This window comes from Nocardia sp. NPDC004722 (assembly GCF_053601505.1).
Genome location: NZ_JBSGBY010000074.1, coordinates 1 through 20,456 on the forward strand (window position 1 = coordinate 1; position 20,456 = coordinate 20,456).

Annotated in this window: 15 protein-coding genes; 13 read left to right on the plus strand and 2 right to left on the minus strand. The window is 68.8% G+C overall.

The window, feature by feature from the left end; genetic code table 11:
* Nucleotides 1-181: 181 nt before the first annotated feature.
* The 11 genes from ACWELQ_RS10585 to ACWELQ_RS10635 all read left to right on the plus strand — a co-directional run bounded on the left by ACWELQ_RS10585 (nucleotide 182) and on the right by ACWELQ_RS10635 (nucleotide 12,790).
* Nucleotides 182-1,663, plus strand: a complete 1,482-nt coding sequence (locus ACWELQ_RS10585; protein ID WP_452396776.1) for an SCO6880 family protein — start codon at nucleotides 182-184, stop codon at nucleotides 1,661-1,663.
* Entirely contained in the window at nucleotides 1,660-3,501 is a 1,842-nt protein-coding gene (locus tag ACWELQ_RS10590; protein ID WP_452396777.1) for a hypothetical protein, read from the plus strand. The genes ACWELQ_RS10585 and ACWELQ_RS10590 overlap by 4 nt, the downstream gene beginning before the upstream one ends.
* Nucleotides 3,498-3,812 (plus strand): hypothetical protein, encoded by a 315-nt coding sequence (locus ACWELQ_RS10595; protein WP_452396778.1) that lies wholly within the window; start codon nucleotides 3,498-3,500, stop codon nucleotides 3,810-3,812. Before ACWELQ_RS10590 ends, ACWELQ_RS10595 begins: the two co-directional genes overlap by 4 nt.
* Entirely contained in the window at nucleotides 3,809-4,996 is a 1,188-nt protein-coding gene (locus ACWELQ_RS10600; RefSeq protein WP_452396779.1) for a peptidoglycan DD-metalloendopeptidase family protein, read from the plus strand. The genes ACWELQ_RS10595 and ACWELQ_RS10600 overlap by 4 nt, the downstream gene beginning before the upstream one ends.
* Nucleotides 4,997-5,012: 16 nt before the next feature.
* Nucleotides 5,013-5,579, plus strand: a complete 567-nt coding sequence (locus ACWELQ_RS10605) for a hypothetical protein (protein WP_452396780.1) — start codon at nucleotides 5,013-5,015, stop codon at nucleotides 5,577-5,579.
* 89 nt (nucleotides 5,580-5,668) lie between these two features.
* A complete protein-coding gene (locus ACWELQ_RS10610; protein ID WP_452396781.1) occupies nucleotides 5,669-7,261 on the plus strand; it encodes an RRQRL motif-containing zinc-binding protein in 1,593 nt (530 codons plus the stop codon).
* 18 nt (nucleotides 7,262-7,279) lie between these two features.
* Complete coding sequence (locus ACWELQ_RS10615) at nucleotides 7,280-8,164, plus strand: hypothetical protein (RefSeq protein WP_452396782.1); 885 nt, start codon at nucleotides 7,280-7,282, stop codon at nucleotides 8,162-8,164.
* Nucleotides 8,161-9,921, plus strand: coding sequence for a type IV secretory system conjugative DNA transfer family protein (locus ACWELQ_RS10620; RefSeq protein WP_452396783.1), 1,761 nt, complete (start codon nucleotides 8,161-8,163; stop codon nucleotides 9,919-9,921). The genes ACWELQ_RS10615 and ACWELQ_RS10620 overlap by 4 nt, the downstream gene beginning before the upstream one ends.
* Complete coding sequence (locus tag ACWELQ_RS10625) at nucleotides 9,918-10,400, plus strand: DUF4913 domain-containing protein (RefSeq protein ID WP_452396784.1); 483 nt, start codon at nucleotides 9,918-9,920, stop codon at nucleotides 10,398-10,400. Before ACWELQ_RS10620 ends, ACWELQ_RS10625 begins: the two co-directional genes overlap by 4 nt.
* Nucleotides 10,401-10,406: 6 nt before the next feature.
* Nucleotides 10,407-11,612, plus strand: a complete 1,206-nt coding sequence (locus tag ACWELQ_RS10630; RefSeq protein ID WP_452396785.1) for a DUF1173 family protein — start codon at nucleotides 10,407-10,409, stop codon at nucleotides 11,610-11,612.
* A 155-nt stretch (nucleotides 11,613-11,767) separates the two neighbouring features.
* Nucleotides 11,768-12,790 carry a tyrosine-type recombinase/integrase gene (locus ACWELQ_RS10635; RefSeq protein ID WP_452396786.1) on the plus strand — a complete coding sequence of 341 codons (1,023 nt, stop codon included), beginning with the start codon at nucleotides 11,768-11,770 and terminating at the stop codon, nucleotides 12,788-12,790.
* An 18-nt stretch (nucleotides 12,791-12,808) separates the two neighbouring features.
* Here ACWELQ_RS10635 and ACWELQ_RS10640 read toward each other — a convergent pair whose 3' ends face one another.
* Nucleotides 12,809-13,012, minus strand: coding sequence for a hypothetical protein (locus ACWELQ_RS10640; RefSeq protein ID WP_452396787.1), 204 nt, complete (start codon nucleotides 13,010-13,012; stop codon nucleotides 12,809-12,811).
* Nucleotides 13,013-13,723: 711 nt separating this feature from the next.
* Between ACWELQ_RS10640 and ACWELQ_RS10645 the strand changes: the two genes are divergently transcribed.
* Nucleotides 13,724-14,665, plus strand: coding sequence for a pentapeptide repeat-containing protein (locus ACWELQ_RS10645; RefSeq protein WP_452396788.1), 942 nt, complete (start codon nucleotides 13,724-13,726; stop codon nucleotides 14,663-14,665).
* A gap of 156 nt (nucleotides 14,666-14,821) precedes the next feature.
* Here the strand turns inward: ACWELQ_RS10645 and mobF are convergent, their stop codons facing one another.
* The gene (mobF, locus tag ACWELQ_RS10650) at nucleotides 14,822-19,735 is read right to left on the minus strand and encodes a MobF family relaxase (RefSeq protein ID WP_452396790.1); all 4,914 of its coding nucleotides are present in this window, start codon (nucleotides 19,733-19,735) and stop codon (nucleotides 14,822-14,824) included.
* A gap of 307 nt (nucleotides 19,736-20,042) precedes the next feature.
* Here mobF and ACWELQ_RS10655 point away from each other — a divergent pair, with 307 nt between their 5' ends.
* A complete protein-coding gene (locus ACWELQ_RS10655) occupies nucleotides 20,043-20,453 on the plus strand; it encodes a hypothetical protein (protein ID WP_452396789.1) in 411 nt (136 codons plus the stop codon).
* Nucleotides 20,454-20,456 lie beyond the last annotated feature (3 nt).

The window sequence follows — 20,456 nt, forward strand, 5'->3', positions numbered from 1 at the left end:
GGGATCGGCGTAGAATTCGACCGTCAGCCGCAGATAGGCGTGGCCCGCTTTGAGGTGGCGACCCAGCTCGTGGAGGACATGGCCTCGGTTGTGCCGCGGCGCGCGGCATGAACTCGATGGTGTCGGCCGGGAGCGAACCGGTCGCGCGCGCTACCGGGGCCGGTCGGTCGGCGGTGCCGCGATGAACACGAACGAGCAGGTCGAACGCACCTACGGGCAATGGACGCGCCCGCGGCGCGAAGGCATGTGGGGTTTGGGCTGGTCGGTCTCCGTCGCGGCGTTCGTGGCGGTGGTGATCGCGCTGCTGTTGGTCATGGTCGCCGGGCTACAGGTCGCGGCGGTGGCAATCGTCATCGAAATCGTCGTGCTCGCCCCGCTGGCCCACAGCCGGGGTGGCCGCACCGGATACGAGCGAGGTCTTCTCATGGTCAACTGGTCACGCGCCTGGAGGCGGCGGGAGAACTTCTACATGGCGGGCGTCTTCTCCCGCCTCGGCACCGCGAAACTGCCTGGCCTGATGGCGAATTCGAAACTCTACGAAGGCATCGACTCCGCCGGATACCGCTTCGGCATGGTCCACATGCCCTCTCATCACCTCTACACCGTCCTCATCCGTACCTGGCCGCAAGGTGCTCGCGCGGTCGATCAGGACCGGGTCGATGAATGGGTGGCCTCCTGGTCGCAGTTGTTGGCGACGTTGGGGGAGAAGCCGGACGTGGAAGCCATTACCGCGGTGGTGGATTCACTCCCGGAGACCGGCAACCGGCTCGCGTGCGAGGTCAACCGGCTCACCCTCGACTCCGCTCCGGCTCCGGCGCGAGCGATGATGGCGCAGCTGGCCGAGATGCTGCCGAGCGAATCGGTGCGCACCGAATCCTGGTGCTCCGTCTCGTTCAAAGCCACCACCCCCGCCCGGCGCAAGGATCCCGCCGAGCAGGCCGAAGAGATCGGCCGTCGCCTGCCGCTGATCGTGGCCGCCCTCGCCGATGCCGGGGTGCGGGCGCGGCCGATGACAGGCGAGGAAGTCATCGCGCTCATGCGGCGCGCGTGGGATCCGGCGGCGGAAGCCGACCTCGAAGCGGCCGCCGAAGCAGGCGAATCCCATGGTTTGACCTGGAACGACGCGGGACCGATCCACCACGATCAGAAGGTCAACCGGCTCATCCACGACGGCACGGTGACGGTGACGTGGGAGATGGACGGCGCGCCGGAAGGTGTGGTGCGCGAACGGGTCCTGCAACGACTCATCGCGCCGAACGACCAGGTGCAGCGCAAACGCGTCGCGCTCGTCTACCGGCCCCACAACTCCGGTGACGCCGCCCAGATCGTGGATGACGACTACAAGAACGCCCTGGTGGCCGAGCAGACCCAGCGGGGTGTCGGGTCCGCGACCGCGACCATGCGCCGCGAATCCACCGAACAGGCCCGCAAGGAACAAGCAGGCGGACACGGCGTCACCCGCTTCGCGGCACTGGTCTCGGTGACCGAGCGTCTCGGCGCGGATGAGCCCGCGCTCGAGGCGATCACGAAGGATCTGTCGTCGCAGGCACGGTTGAAGATCCGCCGCTGCTACCGCTACCAGGCCGCCGCCTTCGCCGCCGCCCTCGGCGCCGGGGTGCTGCTACCGGAAATGACCTCCACGCCACGGGGCTTGGGCGAATGAGCCCCCGGCTACGCCACCCCGCACCCCCGGCGAGCGCGGCGAAAACCCAGAAATCGGGGAAGTCCGACCGGACCACGAAAAAGACGACGGCCCAGTCCGGTACGGCGAAACCCGCCCGGGAACGCCGCGGCGGGTTCGGCACCCGGCTGCTGAGTGAACAGCAGCGCACCCGCTGCGAGTACCAGGCGCTGGACGGCAATCCGCTCACCGCGGCGTGGGCGAAGTTTCAGCTCAAGACCGACGACAACCGCCGCCTGGCCGCCACCGGCCGCGCCACGACCGGCGGCAAGCGCGCCGGGAAGTCCGGGAAACACGGTGCGGCAGTGCGGATCACCGCGACCGGGGTGGAAGGTCCCGGTGGCGGTCGGGATCGCTGTGTGGCCGCACCGCCGGAGTATCGGGCCACGACCGCGCAGGTCGCGGGCTTGTGGCCGTGGGCGGTCGGTGCGGGCGCGCCGGTGATCGGTACCCCGCTGGGGCGGCATCTGCAGACCGGGGAAAGCGTGTGCTTCGACCCGATGAACTGGTTCACGCGCGGCAACTTCATCACCGCGCCGAGCCTGTTCGTGCTGGGCCTCAACGGATTCGGCAAATCCTCCCTCGTGCGCCGGATCGTGCTCGGCGGCATCGCCCAGGGCATCACCCCGCTGGTGCTCGCCGACGTCAAACCCGACTACCGCGACACCATCGAAATGTGTGACGGCCAGGTCATCGATCTGGGCTACGGGCACGGCTCCATCAACCCCCTCGACGCCGGCCTCATGGGCCTCGCCGTCGCTCGCCTGGAAGCGGCCGGGCACGCCGGTCACGCGGTGAACTTGCGCGCGGAATTGCGTGCGCGGCAAACGAATCTGATCGGCGGCCTCATCGAACTCGTGCGCGGCGAACGCATCCGCGACTTCGAAGACACCCTGCTGTCCACCGGCCTGCAACTGCTCTTCGCCCCCGAGGCGGAGGGCGGGCGCGGGTTCACCCTCGCCGCGCCGCCGCTGCTGGAAGACCTCGCGGACGTGATCGGGGCGGGCAGCCCGGAGTTGTGGCTGGATGCCGGATCACGCACCGACGAGCAGTACGAACAGGCCACCATCGACCTGCGCCGCAGCCTGCGCGCGCTGACCAAAGGTCCGTTCGGACTGGTCTTCAACGCGCCCACCACGACCCCGCTGGACATGGATTCGGTCGGGGTCGTCATCGATGTCTCCCATATCCCCAAGGGCGACAAGAAGCTCAAGGCCGCGGCCATGCTCACCTGCTGGTCGGCCGGGTTCGCCGCCATCGAGGCACTGAACCTGCTGGCTGAGGTCGGGTTGGAGGAGCAGCGGTATTTCCAGGTCGTCATGGACGAGCTGTGGCAGGTCCTGGGGTTGGGCGAGTTCATGATCGCCCGCGTCGACGAGCTCACGCGCTTGCAGCGCTCGCTGGCGACGTCGCTGATCATGATCAGCCACTCCATCCGTGACCTCCAGGCGTTGGGTGCGGCCGCCGATCGTGCCGTCGGCTTCCTGGAACGCTCCCGCGCGAAAATCCTCGGCGCGTTGCCTGCTGACGAGCTCGCCGCCCTCGACGGGGTGGTGAAGCTGACCGCCGCCGAAATCGGCATGGTCACCAGCTGGTCGGCGCCACAAGCGCTCACCGGGGAACCGATCCGGCCCGGCACCAGCGCGCCGGTCGCGGCCGGTGTCGGGAAGTTCCTGCTCAAGGTCACCGAAGACCGCTCGCCCGGGATCCCGTTCGGGATGGAGCTCACCGCCGTGGAGATCGAATCCGGAATCCACGAAACCTCCCGCAAATTCAGCCACTTCGGCCAGCAGGCCCACGAGGAAAGGCGAGCGTCATGAGCGCACCCCAACGCCGCTACGGTCCTGTCGACGACCGGATCCGCCGCGCCTCGGTCGCCCGCGTCCGCAAACTCTCCCCACGCCTCATGTCGCGTACCGCTGCGGCGAAGGTCGTCGCCGCCGACATCGGCGTGCACTTCAACACCGTGCTGCTGTGGGTCGCCGCCGAGGACGGACCCTCGATAGGCCGCAGCATTCCCCGCCTGGAAATGGCCGTGGAGCGGCTACGCCGGGAGCTGCTGCTGTCGCAAGAACTCAACCAAGCGCTGACCGAGGCCCTCGACGATGATGGGACCTGGGAGCGGGCATGAAACCCGCCGCCGCGCTGGCCGCCCTCACCGCCGTCGTGCTCCTGCCCGCGGTGGTCGTCGTCACGCTGATGCTCGACGACGAAAACCCCTGCACCCCAACCACACCCAGTGGCGGGGCGGGTGTTCCGGCCAGTGCCGGGCACACCTGGCCGGTGGATCCGGCCGTGTTCACCGTCAGCGACCCGTTCGGCGCGCGTGGCGGCACCCATATGGGCGTCGACATGGCCGCCCCGGAAGGCACCCCAATCTATGCGGCCATGGACGGCACCGTCGCCGCCTCCGGCCCGGCGTCCGGTTTCGGGGATTGGATCGTGCTCGACCACAACATCGACGGACAGGTCTGGTCGACGGTCTACGGGCACATGTACGACAACGATTTGCTCGTCCACGTCGGCGATCACGTCACGGCCGGGCAGCAGATCTCACGGGTCGGCACCAATGGCGAGTCCACCGGCCCGCACCTGCATTTCGAGGTCCGCCAACCTCCCGGCCGCCTCGCCGGTGGAACCGCGATCGACCCGATGCCGTGGCTGCAAGACGGCAATACCGCCACCCCCATCCAGAACCCGCGCGCAGCCGACGCGGCGGCCTCCACGACCGGCACACCCACCGCGACCCCGGCACCGACCACTCCCGTAGCCGCGGGGTGCGGCGGGACGTCTGGGGGAGGGGTCGACAATCTCGCGCCCGGCAAGGTCCCCCCGCAGTTCGAGCAGTGGTACCGCAAGGCCGGAACCACCTGCCCGGAAATCTCCTCCGCCCTTTTGGCCGCCCAGGGCTTGCACGAGTCGGGTTTCCGCACTGACGCGGTCTCGCCCGACGGCGCGATGGGCATCGCCCAGTTCATGCCCGGCACCGCGAAAGCTCTTGCCCCCGACGGACAGCCGTATGTGATCGACGCGGACGGCAAAGGCTACGCCGACCCGATGGACCCGGCCGACGGGATCATCGGCCAGGCCCGCTACATGTGTGCCATCGCGAAAACCATCGAGGGCTGGCAAGCCGAAGGCAAGGTCTCCGGCGACCTCACCGCCCTCACCATCGCCGCCTACAACGCGGGCGAAGGCGCGGTCCTCGACTCCGGCGGGCTACCGAATCAGATCCCCCGCCATTTCACCGAGACCCGCCCGTACGTGGCCGCGATCCTCGCCGACATCCCCAACTACGCCCAACAACTCTCCTGACAGGAGGTGATCGGTCATGTCCAGGAATCAAGGGCTCTACCTGCTGATCGGGACCTGCGCCGCGGTGATCCTCGCTGCCGCAACACTTTCCCTGCTCCACCCGCACCCGCAGTCCCCGGGCGCGACGTCGGTGGTACCGGGGGTGGATCACTTCCTCGGGCCCGGTGGACCGACCCCGGCGGGAGCGGGCGCGCAGACCGCCGCCGAACAAGCACTCACGGCGGTGTTCACCTGGCAGCCGGTCACCGACACCTCCACCGGTGAGGGCCTCGAGCGGGCCAAACCTTGGCTGACCGGGCAACTTCTCGCCGCTGCCGACACCCCCGACGACTCGGGTGGGCGCGAGATTCCGAGATGGGCCAGCTGGCGCGAGGCGGCCGACGTGATCACCGCGACCGCACAAGCCTCCGAGCTCACCACCCAACCCGACGGCACCGCCCTGGTCCAGATCGAACTCACACAGACCCTGCTGCACCGCGACGGCTCCAGCACCCGGTATCGGCGCATGAACATCGCCGCCACCACCGCGCTGACTCCCGCCGGATGGCGACTGTCCGCCTTCGCTGTGCACGCCAATCCCTAACCCCGCCAAGGAGACACAGCTCATGAACCTGCACCTTCTCTTCCACGCACGATCCGCACGCGGGCGGATGACCGGATGGGAGCCTGGCGGTGAGCGCCGAGCGCGGGGGTGACGTCCCGCTCTACCCGTGGATGGCCGCCCCGTCCCACCTCAAGACCCGACGCCAACTCAGCGCCCAGGGCCGTGCCCCCGGCCGCCAAGACATCGCCGGCCGAATGGAAACCCGCCGCCGCGGGCAGATCGTGGTCGCCTACCTGTTCGACATCGGCAAGTCCACACCCAAACGCACCGCTACCCCCGCCCAGCGCGAAGCCCTCGCCCGCGCGAACCGTGAGCGGCAGATCCAGGCTGCCGAACGCCGCGGCTACACCCGCTTCGAACTCACCGAGAACTGGAACTCCGGCCCTGGTTGGGGCACCCCGTCCGAGCTCGACCCGCATCTCGTCGCGGCTGCGGAGCTACTGCATCTGTGCGCGGACGCTGCCCACCACACCCTGGCCCGAATGCACGCTCCCACCGACGTGCTCGCGGCCCTCGCGGGGTGGCGTGGCCCGAATCCCGCCGCCGATCCGGCCGCCTACCTCACCGAATCCGCCACCCGGCGGGCACAACTCGACGATTACCTTGCGCGCCTGGCGCCGCGCAGCAGCGTGCGGGCCGGAGTGGCGACCGTGCTCGGGTATCTCGAACCCGGTCGGAAGACCACGGATCTGCTGGCCGGGCCGGTATTCGTCAGCCCCGCCGAATCCTTGCGCGGGCGCGCGAATGCGCTGCTGGCCAAACTGGCACGCTCCGGGCCTGCGTTCGCGCCGCTGCTGCTGTCGCGTATCGCCCCGATGGCCGCCGACGACCAGCGCCAAATCCGTATCGCGGCAGGGCGTATCGCCTACGGGCTGCCGGTCGAACCGTTGTGGCCGGACTACCTCGACCGCGAACAAGCGGCCACCTGGATCCGCGAATACGCGCGCGTCACCCGCCTCGTCGAGGAATGCATACCCGGTATGGAGGCCGCGCTCGACCGGGCCCGCGGCCAGGTCGAAGCCCTCTTCGACCAGCAAGGCATGCACGACCTCGAAGCCGCCCGCCTCGCCGCACTTGTCGGCGACATCGAAAACCACACCATCGACGACCGCAGCCTGCCGCCACTGCTGTGGCTCGACGAACACTCCCGCCACCACGCCGACCAGGCCCGCCACACGCAGCGGGCAGCCGCGTTGGGCACCGACACCGCGGCCGCCGCGCTGGGCATGCTCACGCAGTCGCGCGGGGCCGCACCGGCGACCGGGGTCGCACATGCGATTCGGGCGCTGGGCACCGACATCACCGGCCTCGCCCGCGGGCAGGCCGCCGCCCGGGCCGGATACGCCCGCCACAGCGACCGTCTGGCCAGAGTCCTCGCCGGGCAACACCTTCCCGCCACCGTGCACCGTGAACTGCACGACTTGTTCACCACCGCCGCCCGCCAGGCCGTCGCCTTCGCCGAGCTCGCCGAGAACCGCGAAACCGCCTGGACCCAACGCCTGGCCACCGGACCACCAGCACCACCGGCGTCCAGCGCTGGACTGATCAGCATGATGCGCACGAAAACCGCAGGTAGACAGCAGGACTCGCCACGCCCCGCCGCGCTACCGCACATCGAGACCGACACCGGCCCGGCGGCCGACGTGGCCGCCGAACCCTGACAACAAAGGACTCCCGCCATGAACCATTACGAAGACGAACAGATCGTCACCGAAACCGCGGCCGTGGTCGAGGCGGGCGCGCGAGCACTGCTCGCAGCCCGCCAAGCCGTCCGCAGGTGGGCTCAAGACCGCGAGAACCAAGCCCAACGCGGCACGCGACCTCAACCCGCCAGCCAGGCCGAACCCGCCGCGGCACCACGACAGCGGCGCGGATTGTTCTCACGGCTGAAGTCCTGGCTGCACAACCGCACTCGTCCCCGCGAGAACTCGACTGCGCAGCAGCCGCACCCGGTCGAGGAACGCCTCGCCCGCTGGGCCTCCGCTCATGCGACGTGGGAATACGCACGTGAGGTCGAACAGACCTGGGCGCAACGCGCCCAACATGAAGCCGCTCAACTGCAAAGGATGGGCGTCGACCCCAACCAGCTAGTGCAGCGCGCCAACCAAATCCAAACAAGCCCCGCGCCCGCCGTGACGTACGCACCTCTGGATCCCGCCCGGATCGCTCGACTGACCAGCGAATACACCCTCGCCGAACTCAACGCGGCCCGCGCGGTCGCCGAGCAGCAACAGACAGCCCAGCAACCGCAGACCGAACTGGAGAACACCAATGCCCCTGAACCCGAACCCGCCACGGAACCCGCTCAATCGGCCGAGGCCGCGCCGCAAACGCAGGCGACAGCGAAGAAGGCCAGCACACAGCGCGGCACCAGCAAGACCAGCAGCCGCGGGCAGGAGAACAGCGCCGACAAGACCGATCAGCTCGTCGGTCTGACCAAGTCCGGGGCTAAACCCCGTGCGCGAGGTGGCAAGAAGGGCACTGAGACGGAAGCCGAAGCTCCGCAGCAACTCCCGACTCAACCGGAGGCGTCAGCAGGTGCTGACGCTGGAGTCGCGCCGTGACGACGCGGCGCGCGACGCCTGACCAGCGCATTACCGGCTCCGTCGCCACGATCGTGGTGTTCGCCGCCGGTGCGCTGGTCATCGGCGTGGCCTACCTCTGCTGGTGGATGGCCCTCGAACTGCTCGGGGGCGTCGCTGGCCAGTCGAGCACGTTCTCCCGGCCGGGTACCTGGCCGGGCTTGGCCCTAGTGCTGACCGGGTTGGGGGAGACCGCGCTGCTCACCACCGCCGCGACGGTGCTGTGGCGGCGGGCGATGCGCCACGAGATCGAACGCCGCGCGAAAGTCATGTCGCCACCCCGGCGACTGAGCGAGGTCGCCGGGCCCAGTGCCCGCCGGAAGGCTCGGCGACTGCGCCCGGACCTCGACGTGATCCGTCGCTCCGACATCGGAATCGAGTTGGGGCGCACCGTGATCGGTGACCAAGCCATCTACATGAGCTGGGAAGACGTCGGTGTCGTCTTCGGCGGTCCCCGCACCGGCAAAACCGCCAGTGTCGCGATCGGCGCGATCTGCGCCGCTCCCGGCCCGGTCATCGCCACCAGCAACAAACGCGACCTGCACGACCACTGCCGCGGTGTCCGCGAAACCGCCGGACGCCGGGTCTGGGTTTCCGACCTGCAAGGTCGCGCCGGGGAACCCGAGCAAGGCTGGTGGTGGAACATCCTGGCCGGGGTCGACCGCTTGCCGACCGCGCGGCGGCTGGCCGCCTACTTCCAGGCCGAAACCAAGATCCCAGATGCCCGCTCGGACAACTACTTCGAAGGCGGAGCGCTGGAGTTGGTGGCGCTGTATCTACTGGCGGCTGCCGTCTCCGGCGGCGACATCGCCCACACCTACAGTTGGCTGTCCTACGACGGCTGCAAACTGCCCGCCCATCTGCTGCACGAGCACGGCCACCCCATCGCCGCGGCGAAGGTCCGCACCGCCCAAGCACTGAATCCGCGCCAGCGCGACGGCCTGTTCGACATGGCCCGGCGCATGCTGACCGTGCTGACCGACGAGCGGTACGCCGCCACCGTGTTGCCGCCACAGCGGCGAATCTTCGACGGTGACGACAGCCCCCTGAGCCAATGGGCGCCCAGCCACAACCTGCCGCAATTCGATCCAGCCGTGTTCATCCGCTCCCGCGACAGCCTGTTTCTGCTCAGCATGGAAGGCCCGGACTCCGCGACCGCGCTGATCACCGCCCTGGTCGGCCGCTGCCTCGACCACGCGATGGCCCTGGCCGCCCGCTCACCCGGCGGCCGCCTGCGCACGCCGCTGGTCGGGATCCTCGACGAGGCCGCCAACGTCTGCAAACTCTCCGATCTGCCCTACCGGTACAGCCACCTCGGCTCCCAGGGCATCGTGATGCTGACCTTCCTGCAATCCCCGGCTCAAGCCTCGGAAGTCTGGACCACGAATCAACTCGATCAATTGGTCTCCGCGTCGAATGCCCACTTCTACGCCGGTGGCGTCACCGATCAACGTTATTTGCAGGCACTTTCCGAGCGAATCGGTGATCATGACGTGGACCGCTGGTCAGCCAGCCTCGGCCGCGGCGGCGCGTCGCACTCGCAGTCCTGGAGTAGGGAATCGACGCTGCCGGTCAACCTGCTCGCCGAACTGCCCAAGCACCTCGCCATCATCTGCACCACCGGCAACCCGCCGATGCTCGTCCGTAAAACCGATTGGCGCACAACCCGATACGCAGAGGCGATCACCACATCGCTGGCCAAGTACGCGCCACCCGACGAAGGAAAGGTCCTGTTATGAGCCAAGGCGACTTCGGGGACATCGATGATTCCTTCACCGGCGACCCCACCGGCAACGAACCCGAAAACGACGACACCGACAGCGATGTCTTCCCCGACCTGCCCAGCTGGGTCGAGAAGATGTGGTGCCCCTCGATCGCGCTCAACCTCTCCGACGGCAACCGCGGCCGCACCTGGTGCGCCAAATGGTGGAAGCACCCGCCCGTGGGCGTACGCCTCTACGCGGTATGGCGGGCCTGGGAGAAAGCCGTACGCAGCGGCGACGACCACGCCTTGAGCGCCTGGTGGACCTACGACGCCGACCCCGCACTCCGTGCACTCTCCGATGGCGAAGTCGGTCCCATGCACTCGTGCAGTCCCACCCAACACCGCGACGTGCCACGACTGCCCTGCGACCCGATCCCCGCCGACGACCTCGACGCCCTCGCGATCGCTCTGGTCACCACCGCACACAGCGACGACCTCGCCGCAGAGGAATGATCGGCCGTGGCGCGCATCGATCGTGTGCGCCTGGCCGCCCACCAGATGCGGCTGGTTGACCTGCGCGCCAATCCCGAGCGCTACACCCGCATGTTCACCATCGCGAAGACCACTGCCGGACACGGGCTGTGCCTGTGCCGGCCCGAGCCGCTGCGGCTGGTGATCCGTTGCCGCGGCGGCCGATACTTCCTCGCCCGCTGGCCCGGCGAAGGCCAAGACCACGACCCGGATTGCCCGTTCCACCAGGTGGATCCGGCCCTGTCCGGGCGCAGCGGCTACGCCGACGACGCGATCGTCGAAGGTCCGGACGCCACCACGATCCGCTTCGACACCCCGCTGCTGGTCAAACCCGGCACTACTAGCGAAACCGACACCCGCGCAACCGAAAACGGTGGTGGCGGCCGCCGCACGGTCGGGCTGCTGGGCCTGCTGCACTACCTGTGGGAAGACGCCCACCTCAACACCTACAACCCGGGTGGCCGCCGCAGCTGGGCGCAGGTCCTGGCCACACTCGGCCCCCACCTCGAGGACTGTGTGCTCAGCCGCCGCGCGCTCACCGATGTGCTCTACCTCGTGCCGCCCTACCGGCCCCAGGTCGGCGACGCCAACCGGGCCGCGTTCGACGCCTTCCTCGACCGGCTACGCAGCCCGCGCGATCAGATCCGCCGCGGCTTGCTGCTCGGCGAGCTCGTCGAAGCCAACGCCACCGCCCACGGCGTCGCCTACAAGGTCAAACACCTTCCGAGCGTCCTCTACACCAGCCGCGAGGTCCACCAGCGGATCCTGCGCGCGCACCGGGCCGCCTTCGCCCGCACCGCCAGCCAGCACGGCGGCCGCCGCGTCACGCTGGTCCTGCTCGAGCGTTCTCCGAAGGGCTACCCCACCCTCGCGGATGCCGCGGTCATGCTCACCACCGGCGACACCTACATTCCCGCCGACAGCTCCCACGAACTCGTCATGGCCGCCGCGTTGCAGGCCGCCGGGCGCGCGTTCTTCAAACCTGTCCGCTACGACCACGTCAGCCTGACGCTGCCCGACTTCGTGCTCACCGATGTCGAGGACACCGTCGTCGAGGTGTGGGGCCTCGATCACCCCGAGTATCTGCGGCGCAAGGCAGCCAAGATCGCCGACTACGCGCGCGTCGGCACCACCCTCATCGGATGGCGGCCACCCGAACCGCTCCCACCCCTGCGCCTCCCTGCCGGTCTCTAGAACGTGACGCGCGAAACTGCTCAATTATCCAGGGCCACAACATTTTTCGCGCCCGGATAATTGGCTGTTCCAGCGTGAAACTCGTGCTCGGCGGTGCTTGTCAGTGGCCCCTGGCATCCTCAAGACTTGAGGAAAGCCGGGAAGGGCGGTGAAGCGTGGCAAGTGCCGAGAGCACCCCGTGGGCGTCGGCGGCCGATGCCGACTTCGTCGATCCGTTCGCCCTCGATCCACGGTTTCGGCTGTGGCTGGCCGTGCAGCCCAACCGGCGCACCGGCAGACGGCTGGCCGTACGCACGATCGATCGATACTGCCAGCGCGTAGCGCTGTATCTGGAATGGTTGCGCGACAGCCCTTTCCGCGATGCCTTGACCACGCCACACGGCCGTGACACCGCCGTGCAGGCGTACCGCCAGCAGATACTCGCCACCCGGCGGTCCACGACCTGGAATGTCACCCTGGCGGCGGTCACCGCTTACTACGTGTGGCTGGAACTGGGCCCGGCCCAAGTGCGTGCTGCCCGGATCGATGACCGGCGTATCCAGCGGACGCTGGCCGTCGACGAGCAATCGGCGCTGATCGCGACCGCGGAGCGTCGGCCCGCGCACACGCCGCTGATGCGGGCCCGCCGCGCCCGTAACCTCGCGTTGGTGATGGTGCTGCTCTACGGCGGGCTGCGGGAGTCCGAAGCCGAAGCCCTCGACATCGCCGACATGGTGCTCACCGGCCGCCGCAGCTTCCTATGGGCCCCCGCCCCCGGCGGCGACGAACTGCGCCGCATCGAGCTCGCACGCCGTGCCCACACCGCACAAGCCGAGTGGCAGGTCGAACGAGCCGACATGCTCGGACCCGCCCGCATCCAGGCATATTTCCTGGTCTGCGAGAACGGACCCGAACGCACACGACGGCTCTCGGTCGGCCAGATCGAAGACATCATCGAAGACCTGGGCCGCGACGCCGGCCTCCCCGAACGTCTCGCACCCGGTGTCCTGCGCGCCACCTACGCCGCGCAACTACTCGCCGCCGAGCCCGACCTACCGCGGGTGGCCTACACCCTCGGCCAGGTCAAACCCGATATGCCCCAAGTGAATGCGCTGCGCGCGAACGCACCGACACCTCACCCCGGACGCCTCGAAACCGCCGGACTCGCTGAGGATGGTCAACTGGCGCTGGACTTCTGAACGGGGAGTACGGCGTGCTCAGTCTTCGGTGTGCCGTAGTTCGGTGCCGATCATCGCGACGCACACCACGGTTACGGCCCATCGCACCCAGTCGGTCCACCAGGGCGTGATCCAGAACGACAGCGCGGCCAGTATCGCCGCGCCGATCACATACCAGCTCCCGATCGAGCGGGCCCGCACCGGGCCGCCGAAGAACGCCGTGAGCTGCGCGCTTTGGCTCAATCTCCGGTCCGCCAGCAGCAGCAAGACCGCTAGGGGGCGCCGTAGTATCCGCCGAATTCCGGGCGGATATGGCATGCAGCGCACCGCCCCGCTTACCCGCCTCAGCGACGCCCCCACCTGAACGAGTACGGGTTCCGGTAGAAACGGCGCGGAAACAACGACAATGGCTTGGCCTGCGCATTCGCCGCTCATCCTGGAGGGGTGCTGTCCCGTGAGCCCTCCGACTGGTGAAACACCGTCGCTGAGGCCCATCATCGCTGGTCACGGTGTTTCGTTTGAGTGTTCCTCGATCTGTTCCGGTGGACCGCCGACACGTGGAACGGTCGCGTCTGATGCGAGGGATCGCCCCGATCGGGCGATTCGGTCGATCCTGTGATCCGCTGCCGGACAACGGATCACAGGATATCGGTCCGATTCTTTGTCTAGCGGGAGCCCCAGAGCCGCTGGTCCAGGCATAAGTGTTGGTTTTCGCGCCGTTTCTACCGCTACCCCAACCGTTGTGCCGCAACCAATGCGCTGACGATGCTAGGTTGGCGCTGACGCACGTCATGAGGGGATTTCGGGATGACCGCCGGGGCAGCGCAGCGTCCACTTCGCCGCCGGGGTCCGCTCGCGGGTCGTGGACGATCACTGCGGCCGCCCACAGCCCCGGTGCCAGTCCCTCAAACACCGGCCCCGGCACCACCGACGAGGGCGCGATGGCGTCGGGTCGTGCATTGGTCGGGATGGCCGAAGGTCGGCGCAAGCGCAACTACGATCGGCGCGCTGATCGTGTCTATCACGGCGGTGACCGGGCTCTATTTCACGAACCAGTCGCTGCGAGCGACGAACAATCAGTTCGCCCTCAGCGAGCAAACCGCGATCACTGACCGGTTCCGCTTGGCCACCGAGGAGCTGTCGTCGGACAAGATCAGCACTCGGCTGTCGGGCGTCTACCTACTCGAGCGGCTCGCGAAAGACTCCCCGCCGGACCATCCGATGATCTTCTCGGTCTTGGCGGCGTTCCTACGTACGCACACCAGCAGAGCCGACTGCGCCGAGCCATTCGTGTCCACTGTGACCCCGGTCGATGTCGCGGCCACGTTGACCGTGATCGGGCGACGAAACACCGCCCACGACGACCCTGTTCGCGCAGACGGCTTTGCCAATGCCGGAACGGGCCTCGACATCACCGGCACTTGTTTGGCCGGCGCCCATCTGGACGGAACGAACTTCACGAACACCAACTTCGAATCGGCGAATCTGGGTTGGGTTTCGTTGGTGAACGCGAACCTGACCAACACGGATTTCAGTGCTGCGCAGATGTCCGATGCGCAGTTGAATGGCGCGGACCTTACGAACACGGGACTGACTTTCGCACATCTGGTGAGCGCCAGCCTGCACCGCGCGAACCTCACTGGGGCCCGGATGTCAGGGACTGACCTGACCACTGCGACGTTGACCGAGGCGAACCTGTCCTCGACGACTATATGGGGAGCGACTCTGCGCGGCGCGCACCTTGCCGGCGCCAACCTGACCAACGCCTCGATTCAGGACGCCGACCTCACAGATGCCGACCTCACCGGCGCGAACCTGACCGACGTCTTCTATGACAACCGCACAAAATGGCCACAGGGATTCACTCCACCCCCTTCCCGCCCTCTCCGGCGCTAGTTGCCTCCGCGAAAGTAATTATCTACCAACCGATTACGTCACTTCCACCCGATTTTCAGCGAAACTACGGGGAACCCCGCTACCGCCAACAGGACGATGAACACCGCGAGATCCACGGCGCCACGCTACCGCCGTGCTCCGACACCGCCGAGCGATCTACGCCTCGGCCCCGAGATCGTGTTCGGCGGCCGGGTCGGCTTCGGGGCCGCTTGGGTTGCGCCCGGCTTCGTACTCGGCGGCTTGAGCGGCGGCGCGCTGGTCGCGTAGGCGTTGTTCGGCGGCCGCGCGGACGGGTGAGAGGTTGCGGCGGCGGTCGCGTTCGGCCAGCGCCTTCTCCAGCCTCGCGGTCGTCGTGGTGCGGGCTTTGGCCTGCCGGGCGTGCAGGTCGGCGGTGCGGGTGTCGGTGTGGCGGGCGGCGGCGAGTTCGCCGCGCTTGCTGGTGGCGTCGGTATCGCGGTCGAGGATGGTCTGCCAGCGATGCGGTGCCGCTCCGGCGGCAACGGCTGCGGCGAGGGTGTCCTCGGCATGCTGGCGGGCCTGCTGGGCGTGCGTACGGGATGCGGCTTGCGCGTGCTGGGCGCTGTCGCGTTCGGCTTCGGTGTCGCGGCGGGTGCCGATCCGGTAGGCGGGCAGCGCGTCGAGCTTGCGCTGTGCTTCGGCGACCGCGTCGGTCGCGGCGGAAAGCGCGGCGTCGGCGGTGTCAGCGGCTGCTTGCGCGGTCAGGGCTGCGCGCACGAGTTCGGCTTGCGTGTGCAGGTGACCGTGTTCGGCTTCGACCGCGGCGAGGGCTTCGCCAGGCGTGCTGGCCGGTGCGGGGTCGGGTCGGTTGAGGGTGGCGCGCAGGGCGCGAATGCGGTCGTTGAGATCGCGCCCGTCGAGGGCGCGCAGCGGGTCTGCCTGCAGTTCGGTGGCGAGTTGCAGGTCTTCGAGGGCATGGAGTTGTTCGCGCAGCCCGGTGGCGTGGGCGGCCAGGTCGTGGTCGATGCCGGGATGCGTGGGCGGCAGCGGGGTCGGTTCGCCGCGCAGGACATCGGTACGGGCGTGCTGGTGCTCGTCGAGGACGGCTTGCCCTCGTTCGGCCAGCACGCCCGCCGCCGCAGCCGCGCGAGTCAGGGGCGGCTGGCTGGCTTGGGTGATCTCGGTGATGAACTCGCGGGCGTCGAGGCCGGCGGTGTGCGAGGCGGCGACCACATCGAGCAGATGCTCGTAGCCGGGTCCGTCTTCGACGTGGCGGTGCAGTCCGGTCGGGAGGTGTTGGGCGAGTTCGTGCCGGGCCCAGTCGCGGCCCAAGGCGCGGGCGGTGTGTTCGTAGTCGGTGCGGATGCGCGCCAGACGTGCGGGCAGTTCCGCCTCGTCGGGGACGGCGAAGGTGTCGGCGAACTCGCTGACCGCCGCCACACGGTCGGCGGCCTGGTCGGGCTCGTCGAGTTCGGTCAGGCGGTCGTAGAGGTTGCTGGTGTAGTCGGCGAGCTCGGCATCGATGCCCGCGAACCGTGGCGGGACGGCCGCCAGCTCGGGGGCCGGGAGATCGCGGAGCGCGAGGAACTTCCCTTCGGCGTTGTGGGCGGGCAGGCCGAGCTGGCGGGCGATGTGGCGGTCGGCGCGCGAGCGCAGGACCGCGGCCGGGTCGTCGGTGGCGTCGATCGGATCGGCGGTGGCCCGCCACCGGTCGGTGGCCGTGAGTCCGACCAGGGTGGTCAGGTCCAGGCCGGACTGTTCGGCGCGGTCGAGGGTGGCGACCAGGGTCTCGTAGTGCGGCGAGGCCACGACCTGTTGATACAGGCTGGCTGGTAGAGCGTGCGCGAGGAGGGTGTCGATGCGGTCGTGCATGAGCAGGCCGCGGGCGTGGTCGTAGATGTCGCGCAGCCGCTGCGGATCTTCGGCGGCCGCGAGTTCTTGGCGCAGAATCTCGGTGGCGGTGATGTTGTCGTCCTCGCGGGCGAGCTCGCGACACCACACCTCGTAATCGGAGCGCTCGGCGGCGGGGGCGTGGTCGAGGGCGGGGTCGGGCAGGGTGTCGGTGGCCAGGAAGATGCCGTTGTAGTCGCTGCCCCGGGTGAGTCCGACGTAGGCGAGGGAGCGGCCGAGTGCTGCGCCCATGAGCAGGTAGGCGCGATCGACGGTCATGCCTTGGGCGCGGTGCACCGTGCTCGCGTAGCCGAGTTCGGTGTTCTCGGCGACGTAGCGGGCGGGCAGAACGACGTGCCCGCGGTGGGTGATCCCGGCGACGGTGAGTGCCCCGTCCGCGTGGACTTTGCGGACGCGCCATTGTTCGCCGTTGTCGATCGGATCCCCGGCCCGGATACCTGCGGTGATGCGGATCCGGTTGGTGTTGCGGCGCGTGACCACGACGTCCCCGACATAGGCGGTGTGCGCGTCGGCGAGGGTAGCGCCGGGCCCGGCGGTGGCGACGTGTCCGGCGTGGGCGTGCGCGGCTTGGGCTGCGCCGTTGAGCAGGTGCACGTCCTCGAGGGTGGCGGCCATCATCAGACTCGAGACTCCGGCGTCGAGGTCGGCGAGGTGTGCGGTGAGGATTTGTTCGCGGAGTTCGTCGACCATCCCGGACACGATGCGGCCCGCGTCGTGGTAGAACTCCCAGGCCCCGGGAGCGTCGCCGTCGCGCACCCGCAGTGACGCTTCGGCTTCGTCCGGATCCGCGAATCGGACCACGGTATCGAGCTCTGGAGCGGAGGTGTCGGCGGCGACCAGGCGCAAGCAACCACCGGCCTCCACCGCGGAGAGTTGTGCGGGGTCGCCGATCCATCGCACCACCGCACCGTGCGCGTCCGCGAGGGTCTGAAGCTCGGCGAGATTCGCGGTCGCGGCCATCCCTGCTTCGTCGACCAGCAGCATCGTGCCCGGCTCTATCCCGGCGTCGCCGGTCTTGCGGGCGCGGGTGAGCAGGGACTCGATCGTGCGCGCGGGGACACCGATATCGTCGCCGAGCACCCGCGCGGACGACTTCTGCGGCGCCAGCGCCACCACTTGCCGTCCGTCGTCGATCCACGCTTGGGCGACCGCGCGCATGGCGGTGGTTTTGCCGGTGCCGGCGGGCCCGATCGCGACCGCCAACCGTGTCCCGGACGTGCACAGATGCCGCACGATCCGCTGCTGTCCGTCATTCAGCCTCTGGCCGGTTTCGGCTTCGACGGCGGCGATGGCGGTGGTGACCGCGTGGTTGGTGACGAACTCGGTGGTGGGGGCGTGTGCCGCGTCGAGGAGTGCGGTCTCTGCGTCGAGAACGGTTTGATTGGTGAAGCGGATTGTGGTGGCCGCGCAGGTGGAGAACACGCTGTGTCCGTCGCGGCGGGCCAAGGCTGGCGGCACGGGTTCGGGGTCGATGGTCAGCTGAATGCTGGTCTCGCGCACCGCGTTCACGATCTCGGCGACCGCCGCCCGCTGCTCGGTATCGGTGGCGAAATCGCAGGCGGAGACACGGTCTTCGGCGGCGGCGCGAATATGTACTTCGGTCCAGGTCGCTCGTCGACGGGCGACGGTCTCGGCGACCTCGTCGGCGATCTGGTCGCGGTCGTAGACCTCGCGTCCGCCGTGGCTGGCGACGCGTGTGGCGAGGTCGAGCATGTTGTTGTCGTGCTCGGGATCCAGCAGCGCCTCGACCTCGTCGGCGGCGGCCGTGCGGTCGGTGTCGGTGGCGAATTCGTAGCGGTCGAGGGCGTCGCGGACCGCGGCGGCGCGCTGTGCGGGTGTGGTGTCGGCGAGCTCGGCGACGTGTTCGGCGAGCAGTCCGGCCGCGGTGAGCGCGGCGTGCTGGGCGTCGTAATCGCGCAGCATGTTCGGATCCCGCGACAGCTCCAGCACGTGTTCGACCCACGCCTGCGCGGTGCGCCCGTCGCCGAGGAACCGTTCGGTATCGGCGGCCCATTCCTCGATCATTTCCCGCAAGGTCCGCGGCAGCGGTTTGGCGTCGCGGGTGGCCAGGGTGGCGGCTTGGGCGAGGCGGATCTGGACGGCTTTGCTGGGGTTTCGGCCGTGCTTGGCGCGGTAGTCGGCGACGAGTTTCTCGGTGGCGCGCACGATGTTCGGGCGGCGAGAGAAGTGCGCGATCAACGCTTCGGGGACATCGGCGATCTCGTAGACCGGTGCCTTGCCCAGACCGTTGCGGTAGCGGGGTTCGAACCGCACACCCAGGCGTCGCTTGAGCTTGCCGGTGATCGCAGCGTTGTACTGGCACGACAGCGAAACCGTTGCCGCGTACAGCGATCGCGCATCCAACGCGCACCATTTACCGTCGGCACCGAGTACCCGCGCGGACACGACCGCGTGGGTGTGGAGGTTGGGGTCACCAGTCCTGTTGTCGAAGTGGTCATACAGTGCGAACGTCATTCCGTCCGCGTCGATCTGGCGGATTCCGCCCGCGCCACGGCGGGCGAGCGCGAACTCCGATTGCATGCGGGCCAGGGTCTCTTCGACTGCTTCGCGATGGCATTGCGCGATCTCGGCGCGCAGTGCGTCGTCGCCCAACCCCCACAGGATCGACACCGATTTCTGCGGGGTGAACACGCAGTCGTAGGCGGCGACCGCCTTGCTCTGACGCTGCTTCTCATCGGCCAGGGCGTCGTCGATTTCGAGGTCGGACGGTTCGCGGCCCAGCTCGTCGGTCAGGTGCTGCCGCGCCGCACCGACACGCAAATCCGCCCACTCTTCTTGGGTGAGGGGGCGGCCGAGTTCAGCCAATGCCGTGGTCTTGTCACGCAGATAGATGGCCTGGATCGCGCTGGTGCCGTTGCCGCGGGCGTGCACTCCGCTGCCCAGGGCGGCGGCGGTGAGAGCTTGCCGTGCGGTCATGCCGGCGGCGATCGCATCGACGATGATCCGGTCGGCATCGGGGTGGATGCCCTCGCCGTAGAGGGCGCGCATCTGATCCTGCGAGACGTCGCCGTTCACTCCGAGAATTTCGGCGCCGCGGCCGAACCAGCGGCCCGGGGGAGTGCCGGTTGCTGTGTAGTAATCGGTGAAGGATTTATCGGCGGCGCGTGTGCGGTCGCCGGTGGCGACCTGCCGTGTGAGGTAGGTGTAGCCATCGCCCGCGTGGATCGCGTGGATGGTCATCACGTGATCAACGGTAGGCCCGAAAATTGCAGCTCGGAAGGGTCGTGGCCGAAAATTCACAATAGTGCAAGAGGTGTGTATCGGGCATGGGGCCTTTCGGGGTAGATCGCAAGCGATCGGACTGGGAGCGGCAGGAACAGGGCAACGGGACGCGTACATGACAGTTGCGCAAAGTTCGCGCTGGGATCGGGTGGGACGGGCGTAGCGTGAGGAATCAAGATCGCTGAACGGACTCCGGGCCGGGCGAACCCACCCCGGCTACCGGCGCGACAGGGCCGCCCGCGTGGCCCGCTGGAAAGGGGATGCGATGGCTACCAAACCGGCCGGACCTGCGGTGATGGCCCGCAAGCAAGCGCGCGCGGCGATGGCTGCGGTGACAGCGGCGGCGCGGGAACGCGAGCACGCGGACGCTGAGGACTTGGCGGACGTGCTGAAAGCGGGCGCGAAGATCGACCGGGCGGCCGCCAAACGCGACAAGGACATCGCGGCCGCGCAGCAGACGTACGCGGCGACAGCGGCCACGGTGGAAGCGGAGGAAGCGGCCGCGCTGGCGCGGATCAAGGCGCGCGGGACCGACGAAACCGCGCTGGCGACGTTGACCGGCTTCGAGCTCGGCGAGGTGCGGCGGCTGCTGCGGCTTGCCGCACCTGCGGCGGCCGGGCGGGGGTCGGGGTCGGTGGGCAAACCGCCGGCGGCGACGCGACCGGTCGCCGAGTAGGGC